This is a genomic window from Kitasatospora sp. NPDC002965 (assembly GCF_040611255.1).
Classification (GTDB): domain Bacteria; phylum Actinomycetota; class Actinomycetes; order Streptomycetales; family Streptomycetaceae; genus Kitasatospora.
Map to the genome: position 1 here is coordinate 59560 of NZ_JBEXNT010000005.1, position 25436 is coordinate 84995.

The 25436-nt window shown below is 72.1% G+C and carries 20 protein-coding genes and 1 tRNA gene; all 21 read right to left on the reverse strand.

The features are described from left to right. Nucleotides 1-103: 103 nt before the first annotated feature. The gene (locus ABZY91_RS03835; protein WP_355399508.1) at nt 104-1108 is read right to left on the reverse strand and encodes an ADP-ribosylglycohydrolase family protein; all 1005 of its coding nucleotides are present in this window, start codon (nt 1106-1108) and stop codon (nt 104-106) included. A gap of 36 nt (nt 1109-1144) precedes the next feature. Beyond that, the gene (locus ABZY91_RS03840) at nt 1145-2359 is read right to left on the reverse strand and encodes a cytochrome P450 (protein ID WP_355399510.1); all 1215 of its coding nucleotides are present in this window, start codon (nt 2357-2359) and stop codon (nt 1145-1147) included. A 227-nt stretch (nt 2360-2586) separates the two neighbouring features. Further along, nucleotides 2587-3567 (reverse strand): hypothetical protein, encoded by a 981-nt coding sequence (locus ABZY91_RS03845; RefSeq protein WP_355399512.1) that lies wholly within the window; start codon nt 3565-3567, stop codon nt 2587-2589. Further along, entirely contained in the window at nt 3564-4778 is a 1215-nt protein-coding gene (locus ABZY91_RS03850) for a protein phosphatase 2C domain-containing protein (RefSeq protein WP_355399514.1), read from the reverse strand. Before ABZY91_RS03850 ends, ABZY91_RS03845 begins: the two co-directional genes overlap by 4 nt. Nucleotides 4779-4791: 13 nt before the next feature. Further along, complete coding sequence (locus ABZY91_RS03855; protein WP_329950375.1) at nt 4792-5451, reverse strand: VWA domain-containing protein; 660 nt, start codon at nt 5449-5451, stop codon at nt 4792-4794. 84 nt (nt 5452-5535) lie between these two features. Continuing rightward, nucleotides 5536-6084, reverse strand: a complete 549-nt coding sequence (locus tag ABZY91_RS03860; RefSeq protein WP_355399516.1) for a hypothetical protein — start codon at nt 6082-6084, stop codon at nt 5536-5538. After that, the gene (locus tag ABZY91_RS03865; protein WP_355399518.1) at nt 6081-7466 is read right to left on the reverse strand and encodes a methyl-accepting chemotaxis protein; all 1386 of its coding nucleotides are present in this window, start codon (nt 7464-7466) and stop codon (nt 6081-6083) included. The genes ABZY91_RS03860 and ABZY91_RS03865 overlap by 4 nt, the downstream gene beginning before the upstream one ends. A 227-nt stretch (nt 7467-7693) precedes the next feature. Further along, nucleotides 7694-8434: a Sir2 family NAD-dependent protein deacetylase gene (locus ABZY91_RS03870; RefSeq protein ID WP_329950372.1), complete on the reverse strand. Its 741-nt coding sequence runs from the start codon at nt 8432-8434 to the stop codon at nt 7694-7696. Nucleotides 8435-8553: 119 nt separating this feature from the next. Next, nucleotides 8554-9168 carry a hypothetical protein gene (locus tag ABZY91_RS03875; RefSeq protein ID WP_355399520.1) on the reverse strand — a complete coding sequence of 205 codons (615 nt, stop codon included), beginning with the start codon at nt 9166-9168 and terminating at the stop codon, nt 8554-8556. A 120-nt stretch (nt 9169-9288) separates the two neighbouring features. Further along, nucleotides 9289-9969, reverse strand: coding sequence for a response regulator transcription factor (locus tag ABZY91_RS03880; protein ID WP_329950370.1), 681 nt, complete (start codon nt 9967-9969; stop codon nt 9289-9291). Continuing rightward, the gene (locus tag ABZY91_RS03885; RefSeq protein ID WP_355399523.1) at nt 9966-11264 is read right to left on the reverse strand and encodes a histidine kinase; all 1299 of its coding nucleotides are present in this window, start codon (nt 11262-11264) and stop codon (nt 9966-9968) included. Before ABZY91_RS03885 ends, ABZY91_RS03880 begins: the two co-directional genes overlap by 4 nt. Further along, on the reverse strand, nt 11257-11928 hold the full coding sequence (locus ABZY91_RS03890; protein ID WP_355399525.1) for a hypothetical protein: 672 nt from the start codon (nt 11926-11928) through the stop codon (nt 11257-11259). Before ABZY91_RS03890 ends, ABZY91_RS03885 begins: the two co-directional genes overlap by 8 nt. A gap of 177 nt (nt 11929-12105) precedes the next feature. Then, nucleotides 12106-12179 (reverse strand) — tRNA-Met (locus tag ABZY91_RS03895). 233 nt (nt 12180-12412) lie between these two features. Next, nucleotides 12413-16306 (reverse strand): DNA-directed RNA polymerase subunit beta', encoded by a 3894-nt coding sequence (locus ABZY91_RS03900; RefSeq protein ID WP_329885421.1) that lies wholly within the window; start codon nt 16304-16306, stop codon nt 12413-12415. Between the two features lie 98 nt (nt 16307-16404). Further along, nucleotides 16405-19881: a DNA-directed RNA polymerase subunit beta gene (rpoB, locus tag ABZY91_RS03905; protein ID WP_329885422.1), complete on the reverse strand. Its 3477-nt coding sequence runs from the start codon at nt 19879-19881 to the stop codon at nt 16405-16407. Nucleotides 19882-20604: 723 nt separating this feature from the next. Beyond that, on the reverse strand, nt 20605-20988 hold the full coding sequence (gene rplL, locus ABZY91_RS03910) for a 50S ribosomal protein L7/L12 (protein WP_355399594.1): 384 nt from the start codon (nt 20986-20988) through the stop codon (nt 20605-20607). A gap of 87 nt (nt 20989-21075) precedes the next feature. Continuing rightward, entirely contained in the window at nt 21076-21639 is a 564-nt protein-coding gene (gene rplJ / locus ABZY91_RS03915; RefSeq protein ID WP_329885423.1) for a 50S ribosomal protein L10, read from the reverse strand. Between the two features lie 437 nt (nt 21640-22076). Further along, nucleotides 22077-22949, reverse strand: coding sequence for a hypothetical protein (locus ABZY91_RS03920; protein ID WP_355399528.1), 873 nt, complete (start codon nt 22947-22949; stop codon nt 22077-22079). Nucleotides 22950-23066: 117 nt separating this feature from the next. Beyond that, complete coding sequence (locus ABZY91_RS03925) at nt 23067-23954, reverse strand: hypothetical protein (RefSeq protein ID WP_355399530.1); 888 nt, start codon at nt 23952-23954, stop codon at nt 23067-23069. Between the two features lie 178 nt (nt 23955-24132). Further along, a complete protein-coding gene (gene rplA, locus ABZY91_RS03930; protein ID WP_329885426.1) occupies nt 24133-24855 on the reverse strand; it encodes a 50S ribosomal protein L1 in 723 nt (240 codons plus the stop codon). A 76-nt stretch (nt 24856-24931) separates the two neighbouring features. Beyond that, complete coding sequence (gene rplK / locus ABZY91_RS03935; RefSeq protein WP_148644356.1) at nt 24932-25366, reverse strand: 50S ribosomal protein L11; 435 nt, start codon at nt 25364-25366, stop codon at nt 24932-24934. Nucleotides 25367-25436 lie beyond the last annotated feature (70 nt).

Below are 25436 nucleotides of genomic sequence, written 5' to 3' on the forward strand. Positions count from 1 at the left end.
TCCCCTGGGTCGGCGGCGCGGGCCGGTGCCCGCGCCTCGGTGCCGGTTCGACGCGGCGGGGCCCGAGGCGGTTCCACGGGCCCCGCCGGCCGCGGGGCCGGGATCAGTCCCAGAGCGCGCCGAACTCCAGCAGTTCGTCCCGGTGCTCGATCCGCTCCACCCACTCGGCGGGCCACGCGTCCGCGCCCAGGTGCGCCCCGGCGAAGGCGCCGGCCAGGCAGGCGATCGAGTCGGAGTCCCCCGAGGAGTAGGCGCCCCGGCGGACGGCGGCCACCGGGTCGTCCGGCAGCAGCAGGAAGCAGAGCAGTCCGGTGGCGAGCGCCTCCTCGGCGATCCAGCCCTCGCCGGTGGCCAGGCACGGGTCGGCCTCGACGTCGGGTGCGGCCAGCGCGGCGGTGAGCCGGTCGAGGACGGCCAGGCAGTCGTCCCAGCCGCGGGCGATGAACGCCTCCGGGGTGCTGTCCTGGGCGTGCTCGGCGAGGTCGCCGAGCCAGGACCGGTCGTACCGGGTGCGGTTGGCCAGCGCGTACGCGCGCAGCACGGCGGGCAGGCCGGCGGGCGGCAGGCCCTCGGCGAGCTTGCGGACGGCGAAGGCGGTGAGGTCGCTGGCGGCCAGCGCGGTGGGGTGGCCGTGGGTGAGCCCGGACTGGAGCTGGGCGGCGCCGGCCAGTTGGGCCGGCGCCAGCTCGCGGATCAGGCCGAGCGGGGCGACCCGCATGTTGGCGCCGCAGCCCTTGGAACCGGTGTCGCTCGCGCTCTGCCACCGGCGGCCGGGCGTGCTGAGCCGCCCGCAGGAGGCCAGGCAGGTGTTGCCGGGGGCACGGTTGTTGTCCGGCGAACGCCACCAGTCGAGGAACTCCTGGCGCACCGGCGGCTCCAGCCGGGCCGCGGTGAACGGACCGGTCTCCAGGGCGGTCCGCAGGCCGCGGGCCAGCGCGAGCGTCATCTGGGTGTCGTCGGTGATCAGCGCCCGGCCCGGCAGGGGGAGTTCCCGCCAGTCGGGCCACTGCCAGGCGATCTGCTCGACGTCCTCGAACTCGGTCGGCCTGCCCATCGCGTCGCCGATCGCCAGCCCCAGCAGCGCGCCCGTCGCCTTGCCCCTGCCCACGATGCGCTCCCCCTCGCCCGGCCGCCGGCCGAACCGTCAGACCTCGACCAGCAGTTCCTTGAGCCCGCGGATCACGTAGCCCGGGCGCCACTCGGGCTCGCGGACCAGCCGCAGGCCCGGCGCCCGGCGCAGCAGCTCGCCGTACGACTCGGTGAGCTCCAGTCTGGCAAGCGGGGCGCCCAGGCAGAAGTGGATTCCGGCGCCGAACGTGATGTGCGGGTTGTCGGCGCGGCCGAGGTCGAGCCGGTCCGGGTCGGCGAACCGCTCCGGGTCGCGGTTGGCCGAGCCGAAGAGCAGGGCGACCTCCGAGCCGCGCGGGACGGTGACCCCGCGCACCTCGACGTCCTCCAGCACCCAGCGCTCGAACATCTGCAGCGGGGTGTCCCAGCGCATCAGCTCCTCGACGGCGGTGGGCAGCAGCCCGTCGACGTCGGCGCGCAGCCGGGCCAGTTCCCCGGGGTTGCGGAACAGCGCCCACCAGCCGTTGCCGGTGGTGTTGACGGTGGCCTCGTGGCCGGCGTTGAGCAGCAGCACGCAGGTGGAGATCATCTCCTGCTCGCTGAGCGCGTCCGAGCCCTCCTGGGCGTGGATCAGCGCGCTGATCAGGTCGGTGCCGGGGGCGGCGCGGCGTTCGCGGATCAGGGCGCGCAGGTAGTCGGAGAACTCGACGCTCGCGGTGACGGCCCGGCGGGCGGCCTCCTCGGTGGGGTTGAGTTCGAACATGCCGGTGATGTCGGCGGACCACGGGCGCAGCAGGTGCCGGTCGGCCTCGGGGACACCGAGCATCTCGGCGATCACCGCGACCGGCAGCGGTTCGGCGACGGCTCCGATCAGGTCGCCGCCGCCGGCCGCGAGCAGGTCGTCCACCAGTTCGCCGGCGAGCCGCCGGACGGTCGGGCGGAGCCCCTCGACCATGCGCGGGGTGAAGGCCTTGGAGACCAGCCGGCGGATCCGGGTGTGGTCGGGCGCCTCCAGGTCGAGCAGGCCGTTGTCGTTGAGGGTGTGGAACGGCTCGTGGGCCGGGTCGGGCAGGGGCCGCCCGAACTCCTCGTGGCTGAAGCGGTGGGTGTACGTCCGGCCGAGCCGGCGGTCCCGCAGCAGGGCGCTGACGTCCTCGTACCGCGAGACCAGCCACTGCCCGGTCGGCTCGTAGTACGTGACCGGGGCCTGCTCGCGCAGGTCGGCGTAGGCGTCGTACGGGTGGGCCACGAACTCCGTCGACCAGGGGTCGAACTTCGGTGTCGTCGTCATCGGTCGATCACTCCAGGCCGTGAGGGGAAGCCGGAAGGATCATCGTACGCATGCAGTCCGTCCGGCCTCCGGCCCCTCCGATGTCCGGCCCCTCCCGCGTCCCGTCCCTCCCGCGTCCCCTCCCCCGTGCACCGCGCCCCCGTGTACCGCGCTCCCGTGCGGCCCTCCTCGTACGGGCCCTCCTCCTACGCCCCCCGTACGGGCCGCCGGCCTCCGGCCCGCCCGCGTCAGGTCGGGCGGCGCAGCGGGATGCTGCCCCGCGGGGCCCGACCGTCGAACAGCCGCTCGTCGACCGGGCGGGCGGCCCTGGCCGGACCGCCCGCCCCGAGCGGGATGCTGCCCCGGCCGCCGAGCGCCAGGAGCCAGGCGGTCAGGTCCGGCCTGGTCCCGTACGGCCCGCCGGCCTGCTCCCAGATCCGGCGGACCGTCGCCAGCTGCCGGTCCGTCAGCACGTCCGGCAGCGGTTCGAACGGCTGCCCCGGCGTGAGGTAGGGGTTCTGGGCCAGGGTCCGCCCGAACAGCAGGGCCGCCTTGTAGCGGTCGCTGTCCACGGTGGCGCTGCTGCCGTGCGGGGAGAGCGGGTCCGCCCAGTCGGGCGTGTCGGTCTGCTCCAGGACCGGCGCCGCCCCGACCCGGCGGACACCGTCGCAGTCGAGCAGATGGACGGCGGGCTCGGGGACCACCGACCAGAGCACGTTGGCGTGCGAGAGGTCACCGATCACCAGCCCCCAGCGGTGCAGGCGCTCGATCAGCCCGGCCAGCTCCAGCACCAGGGCGAGCCGCTGCTCCGGGTCCGGGCGGACCACGCCCTGGGTCGCGGGCTTCTCCGGGTAGAAGAGGTACTGCGCCTCGGTGAGCCTGCGCCCGCCGGCACCCGTCTGCCAGGACATCGCGGCCGGCGCCTCCTGCATCAGGAACCCGACGCAGCCCGGGCCGTCGACCACCCGGCAGAGCGGCCAGGCGGCCTGCGCGTCCAGCCGGTCCCGCTCCTCCCCGGGGAGTGCGAGCCGCAGGTCGACCAGCTCGGCCAGGGCCGGGCCGTGCACCTTCCCGGGGTCGAGGTAGCGCTTGAACAGCAGGCCCGGGTAGCCGGCCAGGCGCTGCACCAGGCCCTGGCCGCCCCGCCCGGCCTCGGCCCCCACCGCCAGCAGCGCGAGTTCCACGTCCGCCCCGCCGGCCAGCGCCGTGGCGATGTCCGGGGCGCTCACCGGGCGGCCTCCCAGAGGCAGACGGCCGTGCGGTCGTCGTCGTAGCTGCGCACCCTCACCTGGGCCTGCCAGAGGAACTCGGCCAGGCCGGGGACGTCCGGACCGCCCCACCGGTCGGCGAGGAAGTCCTGCAGGTCGGGTTCCTTCAGCAACGGCAGCGCCAGACCGTCGGTGCACAGCACCAGCAGGTCGCCGGGGCGCGTGTCGGTGATCAACCGGACCCGGGTCTGCTCGTAGGCCTCGGGCAGGCAGTGGGTCCGGGTGCTGATCAGCGCGCCGTCGTCCTCGTCCTGCTCGCAGTTGGTCCAGCCGCCCTCCCGCAGGCGCAGCAGGCCGCCGTCGCCGACCGAGACGAAGCCGCGGGCGGTGACGTCCGCGTCGGCCGGCACCAGCAGGGCGCGCAGCGTCGTCGAGTACGACTTGGGGTCCAGGCCCCGCTGCCCCGCGTCCTTCGCCAGCTCGCCCGCCACCGCCGCGACCATCTGCCCCATGAGCACCGCGAAGTCGGCCTCGGCCCCGATCCGCAGGCAGGCCAGCAGCGTCTCCGCCTTGTGGGCGACCTGCCGGGCCAGCAGCCGCAGGACGCCGTTGGAACCGCGCTGGGAGTGCTGCTGGGAGCCGACGCCGTCGGCCACCGCGAGCAGCAGCAGGTCACCGGCCCGGGTGACCAGGACGGCGTCCTGGCGGCACTCGCCCCGGTAGCGGTGCGAGTCGCCGCGGACGGAGGCGGCCCGGACGGTGACCGGGCCGAAGGTGCCGCCGTCCACCACGGTGTCGGGCAGCGTCCCCGCGTAGAGGTCGGCGCCGACGTCGGCGATGCCGGTCGGCTCGGGCGTGTAGGCCGGGGGCTTGCGGCCGACGTGGTGGACGGCGCCGGGTTCCTCGCCCGACACCGGCACCAGGCCGGACGCTCCCGCCGCCGGTGCCGGCGGCCCGCCGGGCGCCGCCGCGGGCCGGTCGCGGCCGGGCTGCCCCGCCGCGTCCGGCCCGGTGGTGGCCGGATGCGGCAGGAACGGCACCGGGGTGGACGGCACGGGCCTGGCCGGGGCCGGGGCGACCGGGCCCGGCCCCCAGCCGTGCTCGTAGACGGACGAGGCGACGTCGATCGGGTCGAAGGCCCGCTCGGACACGGGCTCCGGCCCCTGACCGCCGTGCGGGTTGCCGTGCGGGTTGTCGTACGGGCTGCCCTGCGGATTGTCGTACGGGTTCACCTGGCGACCCCGCTCAGAGCTTGTCGAGCGAGACGGCGGTGAACCCGGGCACGTGGTCGTCGACCTGGAGGCTCATGCCCTGCCCGGCCGCGGTCGCCCCGCTCACCGAGCGGACGATCGACCGGGTCAGGCTGGCCGCGAACTCCCGCAGCGCGACCGCCGGGTCCGCCGACCCCTCCTCCTGCATGAAGGCCTTGAACGTGGCGACGTGCGCGATCACCGTGCGGTCCGCCTGGCCGATGCCGAAGGCGATGATGTGCGGCCGGAACGCGGCGGCGAGCAGGTCCTGGTACGGCTGCTCCCAGTCGGAGTCGGTCGGCACGCCGTCGGAGAGGAAGAAGACCACCGGACGGTAGACGTCGTGGCCCTCCGCCTTCAGCTGCTGCACGTCCCGCTCGATGGACTGCCGGAGCAGGGTGAAGGCGTTGCCGAAGGAGGTCAGGCCGGAGGCCTCCAGGGCGGGCAGCTCGTCCAGGTCGCTCAGATCGACCAGCGGCTGCAGCTCGTTGGCGTCGGTGGAGAAGCCGATCAGCCCGAACCGCGTCTTGTCGGAGATGGTCGGGTTGGTGCTGATCTCCTGGTGGAGGTTGAACAGGGCCTTGTTGAGGGTGTCGATGTCGGCGCTCATCGACCCCGACTCGTCGCACACGGCGTAGAACGGGAGGATCTGCACGGCACTTCTCCTTGGTCTCGCAGTTCACAGCGGGTGTGGGGCACGGTTCGGAACGGGACCCGGACCGGACGGCCGGGGCCCCGGTCAGCCGGTGTAGAAGTAGATCTCCAGCGAGGCGTGCCGGGGGTTGTCCGTCAGCGAGATGAAGTCCCGGGTGGTGGTGCCCCGGAACATCTCCGGACGGGCCTGCGCGAGCAGCCCGTTGACAGTGTGCGCGTACGCCTGTCCGGCGCCCGGGTCGCGGTTGCTGCCGAACGTGAGCACCACCGCGGCCTGGCGCCCGGCGTACCGCTCGGTGGCCGCGCGGATCTGCGCCACCAGGCCGGCCGTGTCGGAGGAGTCCCCGGTGACGTCGACGGTGACCGCGTCGTGCTCCACCCCGCGCGGGCCGGTGGGGGTGGGCGTCGGCCGGGGTGTCTCGGAGGCGGTGGCACTCGCGTCGGCCGTGGCCGTGGCCGTGTCCGTGGCCGCGGGCGCGGGCGCGGGCGTCGCGGTGGCGCGCGCGGCCGCCACCGGGTCGCCCTGGTCGCCCATCGCGACCAGGGCCAGGACCAGCAGCAGGTCCGCGAAGAGCCAGCCCGCGAGGTGTGCGCTCCGGACGCGCGGCCGCCCGGTTCGGAACCGGTCCCTCATCGGCCCGCCTGCCGCACCGGCACCTCGTCCAGCTCCAGCAGCGTCTGCTCGTCCGCGACCGCGACCGCGTCCGAGACGCCCGGCGTCCCCGGGGCGTCCGACGGGTCCGAGGGGCGCGAGCGGGTGCCGCCCGCGCCCGGTCCGGGCTCCGACACGGTCTTGACCAGCAGTGCTCCCGGGCCCGGGGCCCGCCGCTCGTCCCGGGCGTCCACCCGCGCCGCTGCGGCCGCGGCCGCCGAGGCCGCCGCGGTGACCCGGTCGGCCATCGCCGCGACCTCCCGGGCCAGCCCGTCGAGCTGCTCCAGCAGCCGCCCGCCGACGTCGGCGACGGTCTCCGCGCCGGTGGTGAACCCCCGCTGGGCGACCGCGAGGTCCCGCACCGCGTCCTCCACCCGCTCGCCCGCGTCGGACAGTTCGGCGCCGACCCGCTCGGTGGCCCGCCGTACGGCATCGGCGGCGTCGGCCGTCTGCTGCCCGCCGCGCCGGACCAGGTCGTCGGTGGCGGCGGCGCCGTCCCGGACGGTCCCGGCGAGCTTCTCGCCGCTGTCCCGCACGGCCTTCCCCACGCCGTCGACCGCCTTCTCGATCCCGTCGACCGCCTGCCGCAGCGGGTCGACCGCCGCGCCCACCTCGGCCAGCCGCTCCCTGGCCCCGGTCACCGACCGCTCGACCACCAGCGCCGCGTCGCTGAGGTCCCGCTGGGTGTCGGCGGCCTGCCGACCGAGCCGCTCCAGGGTCTCCGCCGCGCCGGTGAGCTCGGCCACGAACCGCTGCGGCGAGGACCGGCGGCGCTCGTTCAGCACCAGCTGCGCCCGGGTGAGCACCGGGGCCAGCTCGGCCAGCAGCTCCTCCGCCTCCTGCACCGCCCCGGTCTCGCGGCGCTCGGTCCCGGCCCTGCGGACGCCGTGCGCGACGGAGAAGACCAGCAGCAGGGCGATGAACAGCGTGGCGGACAGCGCGATGTCGCCGAAGGTGGCCCAGCCGGCCAGCCGGCCCTCGAAGCCGGTCTGCCAGAGCTGGAGGAACGGCCGGGCGGCCTGCGCCGCATCCGCACCGATCAGGGCCTGGTAGGCGCTGGTCGCCTGCATCAGGCCGGCCCAGGTGACCAGCAGCGGGACGAACACCAGCCCACCCAGGGCGACTTCGAGCCAGGACCAGAACCTCGGTTCGGGCTGCGGCCGGACCGCCGCCCGGACGCTCTCCGGCCGGACGAAGCTCTGCACCAGGTCGAGGTCGGCCCACTGGTCCAGGTCGCCGGTGCCCGAGATCGCCAACCCGAGCTCCTTGAGCTCCTCCTGACGACCCACCAGGCCGGGCCTGGCCGCCAGAGCGCGCAGCTCACCCCCGATCGCACGACGGTCCAGCAGTCGACCTGACGTCATGAGGACTCCTTCGGTGCGCGCCGCCGCGGGGGTGAACGCCCGTGGCCGGTGCGGTGCACAGGCGGAGCCGCCCGCGCAGCCTCCCCCCGGTGGCCGGAATCCGGCCACGCCGCTCCGTGCCGCAGCGTAGCGCAGAACCACCCTGCGGGACTGGGCAGTTCGTCCAGTGGATACCTGTTCGTCACCGACTCGCCCGGGCCCCGGGGGCCCGGGCTGCGCCGGAGGTCTCAGACGTACCGGGCCACCAGCCGGCGGACCAGGTCCGGCAGCGCGGTGGAGATGGGCTCGCGGATCACCTCGTCGGCGACCTCGTCGAACGGGGTCGGCTCGCCGTTCATCACGATCAGCCGGGCCCCGTTCCCGAGCGCGCTGTACGGCAGTTCGGCCACCGGGAAGACCTGCAGGCTGGTGCCGACGGCGAGGAACAGGTCGCAGGCCTTGCTGACGGCGTCGGCCTGCTGGATCACCTGCGGGTCCAGCTGCTCGCCGAACATGACGGTCCGCGGCCGCAGCACCCCGCCGCAGGCCCGGCAGTCCGGGTCCGGCTCGCCCGCCGCCACCCGGTCCAGCGCCTCCGCCACCGGGCCCACCACCTTGCACCGCATGCACTGCACCTCCTGCGCGGTGCCGTGCAGTTCGAGCACCTTGCGGGGGGACTGACCGGCCCGCTGGTGCAGCCCGTCGACGTTCTGGGTGAGCACCCGGACGGGCAGCCCGGACTGTTCGAGGTCGACCAGCGCCCGGTGCCCGGCGTTCGGCTCGGCGGCCAGCGCGCCGACCTCGGCGCGCATCAGCCAGGACCGGCGGCGAACGTCCGGGTCCGATGTGTACGGGCCGATGGTGACCAGCCGCGGGGCCTCCGGGTCGCGCTGCCAGAGTCCGTTCGGGCCGCGGTAGTCGGGGATGCCGGAGTCGGTCGAGATGCCGGCGCCGGTGAGCACGGCGATCAGCGGGCGCTTCGCGTTCATGCCCCGGACGGTACGGCCACTCCTCGCCGGCCCGCCACCGATATCCGCCCCAGGTCGCGCGCAGGCCCGCGCCCCGGCCTGCCCCGCTCAGGCCACGCTCAGGCCCGCTCAGGCCCCGCTCAGGCCACGACCGGCCGCCCGGCGCCGGCGCCGAAGCCCGCCAACGGAGCCAGCGCCACCAGGTAGCAGCCCGCAGCGACCGGGATCAGCGCCAGGTCCGCCGCCGTCAGCACCGTCCCGGCCAGCACCAGCACCGGGCTCCACCAGCGCAGCGTGCGCGCCCGGCCCACCGTGCCGGCCACCAGCAGCGCCAGCAGACCGACGTAGAACAGCAACGGACCGACCGAGTAGACCACCGGCACCACCCCCGGATGACTCTGGACGCTGTCGAACAGCCGGTGCTGGTCCGCCTTGTCGACGGCCACCGCCCCCACGTACAGGTCGATGACGATCTGCACGACCGACGCCGCCAGCCCTGCGGACGCCACCCCCAGGGCGGCGCGCGCCGCGACCCTGCCCGCCGCCGTGCGGTGCGGCGCCGGCCACCGCTCCAGCGCGACGAGCACCGGCGCGAACAGCACCAGCCCCGCCAGCATCAGGCCGTGACCGACCAGCCAGCCCGCACCGGGGTCACGCGATCCGTCCAGCAGCCGGATGCCGCCGTACAGCGCCATCAGAACGGGTCCGCCGATGACCGCGAACGGGGTGACGCGACCGAGCGTCGAGGTGTCCATGGGTGCTCTCCCGAGGTTGGGGCCGTCGTTGTTCCGACACCCCGGATCCTGTCCGCCGCCGCCCTCGTCGCGGATCGCCCGCACCGGCGAATCCGGCCCCTCCCCCGCGCGGGGGAGCCGTCAGCCCTCGCCCGCCACCACCGCGCCCGCCTCGTACGCGAACACCACCGCGTGCACCCGGTCACGCAGACCCAGCTTGCCCAGCACATTGCTGACATGGGTCTTCACCGTGTGCTCGCTCACCACCAGCTCGGCGGCGATCTCGGCGTTGGAGAGCCCCCGGGCCAGCAGCCGCAGCGTCTCCCGCTCGCGCCCGGTCAGCTGCTCCAGCAGCCCGGACGGCGGCCGTACCGCCCGCTCCGCGCCGCCCGGCCGCCGGGCGGCGAACTCCCCGATCAGCCGACGGGTCACCGACGGCGCCAGCAGCGCCTCTCCGGACGCCACCATCCGCACACCGTGTGCCAGGTCGTCCCGGCGGACGTCCTTCAGCAGGAACCCGCTGGCTCCCGCGTACAGCGCGTCGAAGACGTAGTCGTCGGCGTCGAAGGTGGTCAGCATGATCACCTTCGTCTCCGGGTACTCCGCGCAGACCCGGCGGGCCGCCTCCAGCCCGTCCATCACCGGCATCCGGACGTCCAGCAGCAGCACGTCCGGCCCGTGCACCCGGACCGCCTCGATCGCCTCCGCGCCGTCGCCCGCCTCGGCGACCACCTCGATGTCCGGCTGCGCGTCCAGGATCATCCCGAACCCGGCCCGCACCAGCTCCTGGTCGTCCGCGACGACCACCCGGATCGGCTTCATCCACCCACTCCGCCCACCAGCCCGGACGCCCCCAGCGGCAGCCGGGCGCTCACCAGGAAACCCCTGCCGTCGGGCCCGGGACCGGCCTCGGCCCGGCCGCCGCAGGCCGCCGCCCGCTCCCGGATGCCGACCAGCCCGCGCCCCCCGGACCAGCCGCTCGCGGCCCGGCCGGCCGGCAACGGCACACCCCGCCCGTCGTCGGAGACCACGACCGCCAGCTCCTCCCCCTCCCGGACCACCCGCACCAGCGTGTGCGAGGCGCCCGCGTGCTTGACCGTGTTGGTCAGCGCCTCCTGCACGATCCGGTACGCGGCCGCCTCCACGTCCGCCGGCAGCGGACCGCCGACGCGTCCGAGGTCGAGATCGACCGAGAGCCCGGCCGTACGCACCCGCTCCGCGAGCGCCGCGAGCTCCGCCAGCCGCGGCTGCGGCGCCAGTTCGGGCGCGGCCCCCTCCTCCTTCAACACGCCGAGCACCCGACGCAGTTGCACCATGGCGTCCCGCCCGGAGTCGGCGATGGTGTCGAAGGTCCTGATCGCCCGCTCCGGGTCCGAACGCACCACCACCGGCCCCGCCTCCGCCTGGATCACCATCAGCGAGACGGCGTGCGCCAGGATGTCGTGCATCTCCCGGGCGATCCGGGCCCGCTCCTCGGCCACCGCGCGCGCCGCGTCGCTGGCCGCCCGGCGCCCGGCCTCCCGCGCCCGCTCCGACTCCACCTGCGCCAGCCTCCGCAGTTCACGCACCAGCGAGCCGAAGACGAACGCCCCGACCGAGGTCAGCAGCGAGAACAGCATGCCGTTCGGCGACCGCGTCCCCACCACGTTGGCGACCACCACCACGGCCAGCACGGCCCAGCGCTGCCCGTCCCTGGCCCGGTCGGCCACCGTGTAGAGGGTGACCACGGCGTACAGCGGCAGCTGCGGCATCGCCGAGTGGGCGAGCACCGAGAGCACCGCCGACACGCCGCCGCTGACCGCCAGCACCGTGACCGGGGCGATCCGCCGCCACGGCAACGGCAGGGCCGTCCCCAGGGCCAGCAGATAGGCCCACCAGGACCACGCCGTGTCGTCGTGGTACACCGACCAGAGCGAGACCCCCGCCGAGCCGACCGTCAACAGGCCGTCCACCACGTACGGGTTGACCCCGGCCAGCCCCGCCCGCCAGCGCACCGCTCGCCCCACCGTGACACCTCCCCCGTCCGCGGGGAGGCCCACCCCGCGGAGAAGATCATGCCCGACCGGCAGCAGCGTGAGCACGCCCCCGCCGGTGTCCGGCACCACGCGGTCAGGCATCCGTGACCACCACACCCCCGGTGTCGGTCCGCGCCGAGATGGTGCGCGGCGCGCCGGCCTGCCGGGGCACCGCCACCTCGACCCCGCCCGTCACCGCCTCCGCGTCCACCGCGTACGGTTCCCCGCCCGGCACCCGCACCCTGACCTCGCCGGTCACCGACCGCGCCTCCACCGTGGTCGGGCTCGCCGCGAACGCCACCTCGACACCACCGGTCTCGGCGCTCACCCGTACCGTCGGCGAGGTCAGCGCCGTCCCCTGGACGCCACCGGTGCCCACCTTGGCCTCCACCTCGCCGGCCAGCCCGTGCAGCCGGATCCCGCCGGTCTCGCTGCTCAGCCGCACCACCGTTCCGGCCGGCACGGTCACCTCGTAGCCCACCCCGCAGTCCGAGCAGTCGTACGCCAGCCTGAGCGTGCCGTCCCGCACCTCGTGCCGGGTCTCCGGCGCGGGGCCGCGGTAGCTCTGCTTCTCGACCACCCGCACCGTGTCCCCCGCGCGGACCTCGATCCCCCCGGTCCGCCCCTCGACCACCAGCTCCCGCACCGGCTCGGCCACCCCGTAGGAGACCGTCCGGCGCTCGTCGTCGTCCCAGGAGCACCCCACCGACCCGAGCAGCACCGCCCCCGTGATCGCCACGGCCCCCAACGCCCGCTTCGCACCCATCCCCGACACCCTCTCGTCCACGTCCGTTGCCGACGCCCCGAGCCTGCCGCGCCGGCCCCCGCCCCCGCTTCCCCCGCCCGACCCGTTTCCCGCCCTCCCCCGCAGGAGGGAGGGCGGAGGAATCGGGGAAACGCCGAAGGGCCCGGAGGCGATGTGCCTCCGGGCCCTTCGATTCAGTAGCGGGGACAGGATTTGAACCTGCGACCTCTGGGTTATGAGCCCAGCGAGCTACCGAGCTGCTCCACCCCGCGTCGGTAAACACGACCTTACGCGACCACGGCCGGGAAACCTAACCGGACTCCCCCAGCCCCCGAAAACACCACCCGCCGGCCACCCACCGGGGACCGACCGCCCCGCATCACGGGCCCGCACCGGGGTGGGGGACCAGGCACCAGAAGCCCCGGGAAGCCCCCAGGAAGCCCCCGGGAACGCCGCAGGGCGGCCACCCCGTGAGGGGTGACCGCCCTGCGGTTCAACCGCGGACTCAGCCGGTGTACGGGCCGTAGTCGTAGTCGTCCAGCGGGACCGCCTGGCCGGAGCCGGCGCCGAAGGGCGACAGGTCGTAGTCGTCGTAGCCGACGGCCGAGTACATCGCGGCCTTGGCCTCCTCGGTCGGCTCGACCCGGATGTTGCGGTAGCGGGGCAGACCCGTACCGGCCGGGATGAGCTTACCGAGGATGACGTTCTCCTTGAGGCCCAGCAGCGGGTCCGACTTGGCGTGGATCGCCGCGTCGGTCAGGACCCGGGTCGTCTCCTGGAAGGAGGCGGCCGACAGCCAGGACTCGGTGGCCAGCGAGGCCTTGGTGATACCCATCAGCTGCGGACGGCCGGAGGCGGGGTGACCGCCCTCGGAGACCACGCGACGGTTCTCCTGCTCGAAGCGGCCGCGCTCGACGAGCTCGCCCGGGAGCAGCTCGGCGTCGCCCGACTCGATGATCGTCACGCGGCGGAGCATCTGCCGGATGATGATCTCGATGTGCTTGTCGTGGATCGACACACCCTGCGAGTTGTAGACCTTCTGGACCTCGGCGACCAGGTGGATCTGGACGGCACGCTGGCCCATGATGCGCAGGACGTCGTGCGGGTTGGTGGCACCCATGGTCAGCTTCTGGCCGACCTCGACCGCCTCGCCCTCGCCGACCAGCAGCTTCACACGCTTCGAGACCGGGTAGGCGATCTCGTCGGTGCCGTCGTCCGGGGTGACGACCAGCTTGCGGGTCTTCTCGGTGTCCTCGATGCGGACCCGGCCCTGCGCCTCCGAGATCGGGGCCACACCCTTGGGGGTACGGGCCTCGAAGAGCTCGACGACACGCGGCAGACCCTGCGTGATGTCGTCACCGGCCACACCACCGGTGTGGAAGGTACGCATGGTCAGCTGGGTACCGGGCTCACCGATGGACTGGGCGGCGATGATGCCGACCGCCTCACCGATGTCGACCAGCTTGCCGGTGGCCAGCGAGCGGCCGTAGCAGAAGGCACAGGTGCCGACGGCCGACTCACAGGTCAGGATCGAGCGGGTCTTGACCTCGCTGATGCCGTGGCGGATCAGCTCGTCGATCAGCACGTCACCGAGGTCGGTGTTGGCGGTGGCAAGGAGCTTGCCGTCCACCGTGATGTCCTCGGCGAGCATGCGGGCGTAGACGCTGGTCTCGACGTCGTCCGTCTTGCGCAGGACGCCGTCGGCACCGACGGTGCCGATCGCCAGCTTCAGGCCGCGCTCGGTGCCGCAGTCCTCCTCGCGAATGATGACGTCCTGGGAGACGTCGACCAGACGACGGGTGAGGTAGCCGGAGTCGGCGGTACGGAGAGCGGTGTCGGCCAGACCCTTACGGGCACCGTGGGTCGAGATGAAGTACTCGAGAACGGTGAGGCCCTCACGGAACGACGCCTTGATGGGACGGGCGATCGTCTCGTTCTTCGCGTTCGACACCAGACCACGCATACCGGCGATCTGGCGCATCTGCATCATGTTTCCTCGAGCGCCCGAGTCCACCATCATGAAGATGGGGTTGGTCTTCTCGAAGTTGGCGTTCATCGCCTCGGCGACCTCGTTGGTCGCCCGGGTCCAGATGCCGATGAGCTCCTGCTTGCGCTCGTCGTTGGTGATCAGACCGCGCTCGTACTGCTTCTGGATCTTCTCGGCCTGCGCTTCGTAGCCCTCGAGGATCTGGGCCTTCTGCGGCGGGACGACGACGTCCGAGATCGAGACGGTGACACCCGAGCGGGTGGCCCAGTGGAAACCGGCCGCCTTCAGGTTGTCCAGGGTCGCCGCGACGACGACCTTGGGGTAGCGCTCCGCCAGGTCGTTGACGATCGCGGAGAGCTGCTTCTTGCCCACCTCGTAGTCGACGAACGGGTAGTCCTCGGGCAGCAGCTCGTTGAAGAGCGCGCGGCCCAGGGTGGTGCGCAGGCGGAAGGACTCGCCCTCGAACCAGGCCGGCTGACCGTCCTCGTCGACCGGCGGGGTCCAGCTGCGGGGCGGGACGGTGCCGATCGGCAGGCGGACGTCGATGACGGCCTGGACGTCCAGCTCCTTGGCGTCGAACGCCATGACCGCCTCGGCGGTCGAGGAGAAGGAACGACCGTCGCCCTTGACCTTCGGCCGGTCCGAGGTGAGGAAGAACAGACCGAGCACCATGTCCTGGGTCGGCATGGTGACGGGGCGACCGTCGGCCGGCTTCAGGATGTTGTTCGAGGACAGCATCAGGATGCGGGCCTCGGCCTGCGCCTCCGCGGAGAGCGGCAGGTGGACGGCCATCTGGTCACCGTCGAAGTCCGCGTTGAACGCGGTGCAGACGAGCGGGTGGATCTGGATGGCCTTGCCCTCGACCAGCTGGGGCTCGAAGGCCTGGATGCCGAGGCGGTGCAGGGTGGGTGCACGGTTCAGCAGCACCGGGTGCTCGGCGATGACCTCTTCGAGGACGTCCCACACGACCGGGCGGGCGCGCTCGACCATGCGCTTGGCCGACTTGATGTTCTGCGCGTGGTTCAGGTCGACCAGGCGCTTCATCACGAACGGCTTGAAGAGCTCCAGCGCCATGGCCTTGGGCAGACCGCACTGGTGCAGCTTGAGCTGCGGGCCGACGACGATGACCGAACGGGCCGAGTAGTCGACTCGCTTGCCGAGCAGGTTCTGACGGAAACGACCCTGCTTGCCCTTCAGCATGTCGCTGAGGGACTTCAGCGGGCGGTTGCCGGGGCCCGTGACCGGGCGACCACGACGGCCGTTGTCGAACAGCGCGTCGACGGCCTCCTGGAGCATGCGCTTCTCGTTGTTCACGATGATCTCGGGCGCGCCGAGGTCGAGAAGCCGCTTCAGGCGGTTGTTGCGGTTGATCACGCGGCGGTACAGGTCGTTCAGGTCGGAGGTCGCGAAGCGGCCACCGTCCAGCTGCACCATCGGACGCAGGTCCGGCGGGATGACCGGGACGCAGTCCAGCACCATGCCGTTGGGCTTGTTGGTGGTCTGCAGGAACGCGGAGACGACCTTGAGGCGCTTGAGCGCACGGGTCTTCTTCTGGCCCTTGCCGGTGCGGATGATCTCGCGCAGGCGCTCGGACTCCTCCGCGAGGTCGAAGGTCTCCAGGCGGTCCTTGAGGGCCGCCGCGCCCATCGAGCCGGAGAAGTAGGTGCCGAAGCGGTCGCGCAGCTCGCGGTAGAGCAGCTCGTCGCCCTCCAGGTCCTGGACCTTGAGGTTCTTGAAGCGCGCCCACACCTCGTCGAGACGGTCGAGCTCGCGCTGCGCGCGGTCGCGCAGCTGCTTCATCTCGCGCTCGGCACCCTCGCGCACCTTGCGGCGCACGTCGGCCTTGGCGCCCTCGGCCTCCAGCTCGGCCAGGTCGGTCTCGGCCTTCTTGGCGCGGGCTTCGAGGTCGGAGTCGCGACGGTTCTCGATCTGCTGACGCTCGACCGAGACGTGCGCCTCCAGGGACGGCAGGTCGCGCTGGCGGCGCTCGTCGTCGACCCAGGTGATCATGTAGGCGGCGAAGTAGATGACCTTTTCGAGGTCCTTCGGCGCCAGGTCGAGCAGGTAGCCGAGGCGGGACGGCACACCCTTGAAGTACCAGATGTGGGTGACCGGGGCGGCCAGCTCGATGTGGCCCATCCGCTCACGGCGCACCTTGGCGCGGGTCACCTCGACGCCGCAGCGCTCACAGATGATGCCCTTGAAGCGGACGCGCTTGTACTTGCCGCAGTAGCACTCCCAGTCCCGGGTGGGGCCGAAGATCTTCTCGCAGAAGAGTCCGTCCTTTTCGGGCTTCAGGGTGCGGTAGTTGATGGTCTCCGGCTTCTTGACCTCGCCGTGGGACCACTGGCGGATGTCGTCGGCGGTGGCCAGGCCGATGCGGAGCTCGTCGAAGAAGTTGACGTCAAGCACTGGTCGTCAAGCCCTCTTTCGTAAGTCGAGAGTCGTTCATGTGGTCTGAGGGGGGCCTGGGGGCGGGCCGGCCCGTCACCGGGCCGGCCCAGCCTCCGTCAGACCTCTTCGACGCTGCTCGGCTCGCGCCGGGACAGGTCGATGCCGAGCTCCTCGGCGGCGCGGAACACGTCCTCGTCGGAGTCCCGCATCTCGATGGACTGGCCGTCCGAGGACAGCACCTCCACGTTGAGGCAGAGCGACTGCATTTCCTTGATGAGCACCTTGAAGGACTCGGGAATGCCGGGCTCGGGGATGTTCTCGCCCTTGACGATGGCCTCGTAGACCTTCACGCGGCCGAGAACGTCGTCGGACTTGATGGTGAGGAGCTCCTGCAGCGCGTAGGCCGCGCCGTATGCCTCAAGGGCCCACACCTCCATCTCACCGAAGCGCTGACCACCGAACTGCGCCTTACCACCGAGCGGCTGCTGGGTGATCATCGAGTACGGGCCGGTCGAGCGGGCGTGGAGCTTGTCGTCGACCAGGTGGTGCAGCTTGAGGATGTACATGTAGCCGACCGAGACCGGCATCGGGAACGGCTCGCCGGAGCGGCCGTCGAACAGCCGGGCCTTGCCGGTGGAGTTCACCAGGCGCTCACCGTCACGGGTGAGGGTGGTGTTGTCCAGCAGGCCGGTGATCTCGTCCTCGCGGGCGCCGTCGAAGACCGGGGTGGCGAGGTTGGTGCCGCCCTCGACGGTGTCGGCGCCGATCGCCTGCAGGCGCTGGGCCCACTCGTCGGCGAGGCCGGAGACGTCCCAGCCCTGCTTGGCGAGCCACCCGAGGTGGATCTCCAGGACCTGTCCCGGGTTCATTCGGGACGGGACACCCAGCGGGTTGAGGATGATGTCGACCGGGGTGCCGTCCTCCAGGAACGGCATGTCCTCGACCGGCAGGATCTTCGAGATGACGCCCTTGTTGCCGTGACGGCCGGCGAGCTTGTCACCGTTGGTGATCTTGCGCTTCTGGGCCACGTAGACGCGGACCAGCTGGTTGACGCCCGGGGGCAGCTCGTCGCCCTCTTCGCGGTCGAAGACGCGGACGCCGATGACCTTGCCGGACTCACCGTGCGGCACCTTCAGCGAGGTGTCGCGGACCTCACGGGCCTTCTCACCGAAGATCGCGCGGAGCAGGCGCTCCTCCGGGGTCAGCTCGGTCTCACCCTTCGGGGTGACCTTGCCGACCAGGATGTCGCCGGTGACGACGTCGGCGCCGATGCGGATGATGCCGCGCTCGTCGAGGTCGGCGAGGACCTCCTCGGAGACGTTCGGGATGTCCCGGGTGATCTCCTCGGGGCCGAGCTTGGTGTCACGGGCGTCGACCTCGTGCTCCTCGATGTGGATCGAGGAGAGGACGTCGTCCTGCACGAGGCGCTGCGACAGGATGATCGCGTCCTCGTAGTTGTGACCCTCCCACGACATGAACGCCACGAGCAGGTTCTTGCCGAGGGCCATCTCGCCCTCGTCGGTGCACGGGCCGTCGGCCAGCACCTGGTTGGCCTCGACCCGGGCGCCCTCGTCCACGAGCACCTTCTGGTTGAAGGCGGTGCCCTGGTTGGAGCGGGTGAACTTGGCGGCGCGGTACGTGGTGTACGTGCCGTCGTCGTTGGCCACGGTGACGTAGTCGGCCGAGACCTCCTGGACGACACCCGGCTTCTCGGCCGTGATGACGTCCGCGGCGTCGACGGCGCAGCGGTACTCCATGCCGGTGCCGACCAGCGGGGCCTCGCTCTTCAGCAGCGGCACCGCCTGGCGCATCATGTTCGAGCCCATGAGCGCGCGGTTGGCGTCGTCGTGCTCGAGGAACGGGATCATGGCGGTCGCGACCGACACCATCTGGCGCGGCGAGACGTCCATGTAGTCGATCTCGGTGCCCGGGATGTAGTCGATCTCGCCGCCACGGCGGCGGACCAGGACACGCGGCTCGGCGAAGGTCAGCTCCGCCGTCAGCGGGGCGTTGGCCTGCGCGATGACGTAGCGGTCCTCCTCGTCGGCCGTGAGGTAGTCGACCTGCTCGGTGACGACACCCTCGATGACCTTGCGGTACGGGGTCTCGATGAAACCGAACGCGTTGACCCGGCCGTACGAGGCCAGCGACCCGATCAGACCGATGTTCGGGCCTTCCGGGGTCTCGATCGGACACATGCGGCCGTAGTGCGAGGGGTGCACGTCACGGACCTCGAAGCCGGCGCGCTCACGGGAGAGACCACCGGGGCCGAGGGCGGACAGACGACGCTTGTGGGTCAGGCCCGACAGCGGGTTCGTCTGGTCCATGAACTGCGACAGCTGGCTGGTGCCGAAGAACTCCTTGATGGAGGCGACGACCGGCCGGATGTTGATCAGGGTCTGCGGCGTGATCGCCTCGACGTCCTGGGTGGTCATGCGCTCACGCACGACGCGCTCCATACGGGCGAGACCCGTACGGACCTGGTTCTGGATGAGCTCGCCCACGTTGCGCAGGCGGCGGTTGCCGAAGTGGTCGATGTCGTCGACCTCGACCACGATGTCGCGGCCGGTCTCGTCACTCCACTCGACCTCGCCGGCGTGCAGCTTCACCAGGTACTTGATCGCACCGATGATGTCGGGCTCGGTGAGCACGCCGGAGTCCAGCGACTCGGCGTTGCCCAGCTTCCGGTTGACCTTGTACCGGCCGACCTTGGCGAGGTCGTAGCGCTTCGGGTTGAAGTAGAGGTTCTCCAGAAGCGTCTGCGCGGCCTCGCGGGTCGGCGGCTCGCCCGGACGCAGCTTGCGGTAGATGTCCAGCAGCGCGTCGTCCTGGCCCTGGGTGTGGTCCTTCTCCAGGGTGGCGCGCATCGACTCGTACTCGCCGAACTCCTCGAGAATCATCTCGTTGGTCCAGCCGAGCGCCTTGAGCAGCACGGTGACGGACTGCTTGCGCTTGCGGTCGATGCGGACACCGACCATGTCGCGCTTGTCGATCTCCATCTCCAGCCAGGCACCACGCGAGGGGATGACCTTGCAGGAGTAGATGTCCTTGTCGGACACCTTGTCCAGGGTGGAGTCGAAGTACACGCCCGGGGAGCGGACCAGCTGCGACACGACGACACGCTCGGTGCCGTTGATCACGAACGTGCCCTTGTGGGTCATGAGCGGGAAGTCGCCCATGAAGACCGTCTGAGACTTGATCTCACCGGTCTCGTTGTTGGTGAACTCGGCCGTGACGAAGAGCGGGGCCGCGAACGTGAAGTCGCGGTCCTTGCACTCGTCAATCGAGTTCTTCGGCGGCTCGAAACGGTGGTCGCGGAAGGTCAGCGACATCGACCCGCTGAAGTCCTCGATCGGGGAGATCTCCTCGAAGATCTCCTCCAGACCGGACTTCGTGGGGACGTCCTGACCACTCTCCAACGCCGCCTCGACCCGGGACTTCCAGGCCGCATTGCCGAGCAGCCAGTCAAAGCTCTCGGTCTGCAGGGCGAGGAGGTTAGGTACCTCGAGGGGCTCCTTGATCTTCGCGAACGAGACGCGGAGCGGGGCGGTGGATGCGGCGGAATTGTTCGAGGCGTTGCGCGGCGCGGCCAAGAGGGGGGTCCTTCCGAGGGCTCGGAGCTCACTACGCGCGTACCAGCCGGGCCTGGCTGGGCTTGGTCCCGCCTCCTCGCCGCCGGCCTCCGCCCGGGAGTGAATCCCAGGTCAGAGCCGCTTTGCGGAGGCGATGCCAGACCCCTTCAGGGCAACGCATACTCCGGGCGACGAGTCACGGAGCAGCTAACAGGCAGCGCAAAGGGACAGTGTAGCCAATGGCGACACTGCTGTCCAGCTCTGATTCGGAGACCGAATCGGAGACTCCTCCCGGTAGCCGTCGGACGCGAACGCCCGACGGGTACTGCATCGGCCCGGACTTGCCGGGCCCAGGACTCACGTGGAGTCACTTCCCGCCGGAGCCACTGGTTATGCATCCAGCGGCGGACCAACCGGGTCGGACTCGCGCCTTGAGAATCGCGCGACCCGTCCGGTTCGTCAAGGGCCCGCCTCCGGCTGCGGACCTCGACCCGTCCATCGGCCGTGGGCCCCCCGGCGTTACAGAAGCCGTGGTGGGAGCGTCAGGCGATGACAGCGATCACCATACCCGCCCGCACCGACAGTGCCGAGTGGACGTTCGGCCACTCCGGTGTACGACCCGTCCGGCCGGCCCTCCGCGGGCCTGTGGGCCCGTCCTGGGCCGGGAACGCGAAAAGGCCGGGCCGACCACCCGTAAGGGTGATCGGCCCGGCCTCAGGCCCCCTCAGAGGAGGGGGCGCGAGATCACTTGACGGTGACCTTGGCGCCGGCACCCTCAAGGGCGGCCTTGGCCTTCTCGGCAACGTCCTTGGCAACCTTCTCCAGGACCTTGGCACCAGCGGTGTCAACGAGGTCCTTGGCCTCCTTCAGGCCGAGGGAGGTCAGGGTGCGCACCTCCTTGATGACCTGGATCTTCTTGTCGCCGGCACCCTCAAGGATGACGTCGAACTCGTCCTGCTCCTCGACGACCTCGGCCGGGACGGCCGGGCCGGCGATGCCGACGGCGACCGGGGCGGCGGCGGTGACGTCGAACTTCTCCTCGAACGCCTTGACGAACTCGGCCAGCTCGATGAGGGTCAGGTTCTCGAACTGCGCGAGCAGCTCGTCCTGGGACAGCTTCGCCATGATTGGCGTCCTTCCACTAAATCGGCAGGTGGTGCCGGATGTACGGGTTGGCGGGCGTACGGGCCCGCAGCGAGGCGTGAGCCTGCCGAATTACTCGGCGGCCTCGTCCTCGGCGGCGGGAGCCGGCGTACCGGCACCGCCCTGCTCGACCTTGTCGCGCAGCGCGTCCACCGTGCGGACGAGCTTCGACGGCAGGGCCTGGAAGAGCGCGGCAGCCTGGGACTGCTTGGCCTTCAGGGCACCCGCCAGCTTGGCGAGCAGCACCTCGCGGGACTCGAGGTCCGCGAGCTTCTTGATCTCGTCGGCGGTCAGCGCCTTACCGTCAAGGACACCGCCCTTGATGACGAGAGCGGGGTTGTCCTTGGCGAAGTCACGCAGAGCCTTCGCCGACTCCACCGGGTCACCGGTGACGAAGGCGACAGCCGTCGGACCGGCGAACAGGTCGTCGAGCTCCGTGATCCCGACCTCGTTGGCCGCGATCTTGGTCAGCGTGTTCTTCACCACGGCGTACTGGGCGTTCTCGCCCAGCGAGCGACGCAGGGTCTTAACCTGCTTCACCGTGAGACCGCGGTACTCGGTCAGCACCGCCGCGTTCGAGCCACGGAAAAGCTCCGTGATCTCGGCGACGGCAGCAGCCTTGTCGGGCCTAGCCATAGGCTTACGCCTCCTTCCGTGATGTCGAAGTCCGGCCGACCGCGAAAGTCGACCATTCAGCCGTGGACCACTGGACGGAAGGGAATCCCCCTGCGGAAAATGCAGAAGAGCCCCGGTGCGCAGGCGCACGGGGCTCAGTACGACCTCGACGGACGTGTGCACGAGGCGCACGGGCCGGAAGTCCAAGCTCCAAACAATCCTGCGCGGGCTGCCTGCGCGTGAAGCGCAGATCCTTCGGTCGCGCGGTCCCTCGCGGGCCCACGGCGACAACCAGCGGTCTTTGGCTTCCGCCACAGTAGCGGGACGCCGCCGCCCGGGGCAAATCGCCCATCTGCCCGAAGCCGCAGGCCGGCCCGGGGCCGGCGGTCCCGCGGCGCGACAGCCCTCGGCCCAAGGCCCTTCGGCTCAACGGCTCAACGGCTCAACGGCTCAACGGCTCAACGGCTCAACGGCGAGATGCTCCGGATCCCCACGTCCACCGTGTCCGCCTCCGCCGGCGCCTGCACCGAGAGCGCCCCGCCCGGATCGGTGTAGAGCACCGAGTCGTCCACCCGGCCGCTCTCCCCGGCGCCGGTCCGCTGCAGCCGGACCAGCTGGTCCTTGTCGTTCAGCCAGAGGTCCAGGGTGAGCGAGGCCGAGCCACCGGGCGCCAGCGCGGCCCGGAGGCCGTCCCGGCGGGCCTGGCCGAGCTGGGTCTGGGCCGCCGCGTAGCGCGCGGCGTCGGTGACGGCCCGGTAGTGCTCGACCGTGGAGTCCTCGAACTTCTCCTCGCCGACGTACTGCGCGGTGACGCCGTCGGCGGTCGCGGCGGCCAGCGCCACCACCGGGTTGAGCAGGTCGATCAGCCCCGCGTACGGGACCTCCCGGTGCCCGTCCGGGCCGGGCGGCACGGCGAACCGCTCCCAGTGCCGCCCGCCCTGCCGGGCCGCGGTGGCCGCGTCCCCGCCCTGGTAGGCGACGGTGTCCACGACGATCAGCTGCTCGGCCTCGGCCGGGGTGGACCGCTTGACCTGGAGCGCGGTCTTCGGCTGCCAGAACAGCGGGCCCGAGCCGGCGTCCGCCCCCAGGCGGTAGCTCACCTTGGCCCGGCGGGCGGTCTGCATGGCCAGCTGGGCGGAGAGCAGCACGCCGTGCGGCGAGCGGTCGGTCGGCCTGGCCGGCCAGGTCGGCGAGGCACTGCTCGGGGTCGGGGTCGCGGCGCCGGAAGCGGACGGAGCCGGCGCCGGGCCGCCGGACCCGCTGCAACCGGTCAGGCCGCCCGCCAGCACCGCGACGGCCACCGCCGCCGCCAGCCGCTGCCGCACCGCCATCCCCGTCTCCCCTTCGTACCGTTCCCGCCCCGGCGGCCGCGCTCCCCGGCCGCCCTCTCCCCGCCACCTTGCCACCCGGCGCCCGCGCGCCCGGCGGCGCCCCCCTGCGACGCGGCGTCAGCCGACCGGGACGGCCGCCGGAGCGGAGCCCGGAGCAGGCCCCGGAACCGGTTCCGGACCCGACGGCTGCACGGCCGACGGCCCCGCCCCCGGCTCGGCGGAGCCCGACTCCGCGCCCGGCTCGACCGGCTCGGCGACCTCCGTCGTGGTCACCACCGCCCCGGCGGTGCCCTGGAAGGTGGACCGCACCCGGAGCAGCCGGTCCCCCGGAGCCACCCAGAAGTCGTAGCCGACGCCGGTGACCCCGCGCTGCCGGTGGTACCCGACCACCGCGGCCAGCCGCTCGGGGCCCAGCCCCTCGTCGGCGGCGAAGAAGTCCTCGACCGACGCGGTGCCCCGGTAGTGGGCGACGGTCCCGCCGTTCAGCTGTTCGCCGCCGAGGGAGCTGAGCTTGCCCGCCAGCGCCATCGAGTGCATCTGCCCGCCGGGGTTGGAGACCAGGCCGGTCATCCACCCGCCGGCCCAGCCGCCCCGGCCGGCGGCGCTCGCGCGGGAGTCCAGCGACTCGGCGTCGGCCCGCTCGGCGCGCTTCGGCGCCGCGCCCGGGTACCCGAGGTCCAGGACGCCGTCCCGGCCGCTCAGCCGGCCGGTGCCCAGCTCGTCGGTCACGGTCAGGTCGGCCGCGTCGTGGGCGCCCCAGGAGACCGTCCCGCTCGCGCTCCGCCGCCCGGCCGGTCCCTCCTCGACCAGCTGGACCCGCGCGCCGCCGACGTCGTCCAGCCGCTGGGCGGCCGACAGCAGCACCTCCCGGGGCGGCCGGACGGTGGGTCGACCGCTGTCCGGAGTGCGTTCCCCGGAGACGGCCAGCACACTGCACGCGGTGAGACCGGCGGCGAGCAGGAGGAGGGCCACGCCCTTGACGGCGGGGCGGGGGGCGGACGGCACGGCACACTCCGGCGGTCGGGCTGGGATGCGGCCCCGGTCGGGGCGCGTGATCGGTCCGGCCGAGCGTACGACGGACCGCGCAACAGTTCCCCAGTGGCGGGATCTCGATCGGGAAACGACGGCGGGCCCGCACCCCCGGCGAAGGGGTGCGGGCCCGCCGTACGGACTACGGCTGCGATCAGAGCGCGGCCGGGTCCTCCTCGACGAGGAGGTTCCGGGTGCGGTTCGGGTCCACGAGGATGCCGGGGCCGATCGTGGTGGAGAGCGCGGTCTTCTTGATGTACCGGCCCTTGGCGGCGGACGGCTTGGCGCGGAGCACCTCGTCCAGCGCGGCGGCGTAGTTCTCGACCAGCTGCTCGTCGGTGAAGGAGACCTTACCGATGATGAAGTGCAGGTTCGAGTGCTTGTCGACGCGGAACTCGATCTTGCCGCCCTTGATCTCGTTCACGGCCTTGGCCACGTCCGGGGTCACGGTGCCGGTCTTCGGGTTCGGCATCAGGCCACGGGGACCGAGCACGCGGCCGAGGCGGCCGACCTTGCCCATGAGGTCCGGGGTGGCGACGACGGCGTCGAAGTCGAGGCGGCCCTTGGCGACCTCGTCGATGAGCTCGTCGGAACCGACGATGTCGGCGCCCGCAGCACGCGCGGCCTCGGCACGCTCGCCGGTCGCGAAGACCAGGACCCGAGCGGTCTTACCGGTGCCGTGCGGGAGGATCACGGTGCTGCGGACCATCTGGTCCGCCTTGCGCGGGTCGACGCCCAGACGCATGGCGACCTCGACGGTGCCGTCGAACTTGGTGGTGCTGGTCGCCTTGGCGAGGCGGATGGCCTCGAGGGGGGCGTAGAGGCGGTCGCGGTCGACCTGAGCGTCCGCGGCCTTCAGAGCCTTGCTGCGCTTCACTGCTGCTCCTGAATGGGGAATGGAGTCGTGGTATGTGCGGGCCGCGCAGGCCCTACCACATGGACGAGAAGGGTGATCAGCCCTCGACCGTGATGCCCATCGACCGGGCGGTGCCGGCGATGATCTTCGACGCGGCGTCCAGGTCGTTGGCGTTCAGGTCGGGGAGCTTGACCGTGGCGATCTCGCGGACCTGGGCGGCCGTGAGCTTGGCGACCTTGGTCTTGTGCGGCTCGGCAGAGCCCTTGTCGACACCCGCAGCCTTCAGGATGAGGCGCGCGGCCGGCGGCGTCTTCGTGATGAAGGTGAAGGAACGGTCGTCGTAGACCGTGATCTCCACCGGCACGATCATGCCGCGCTGCGACTCGGTCGCAGCGTTGTAGGCCTTGCAGAACTCCATGATGTTGACGCCGTGCTGGCCCAGCGCGGGGCCGACCGGCGGCGCCGGGTTGGCCGCACCGGCGTTGATCTGGAGCTTGATAAGCCCCGTGACCTTCTTCTTCTTGGGAGGCATGTCTCTCCGGGTCCTTCCGAGAGGTGATTGCTGGTGTGTGCGGAACCGGGGCGACACCCAGTCGCCAGCA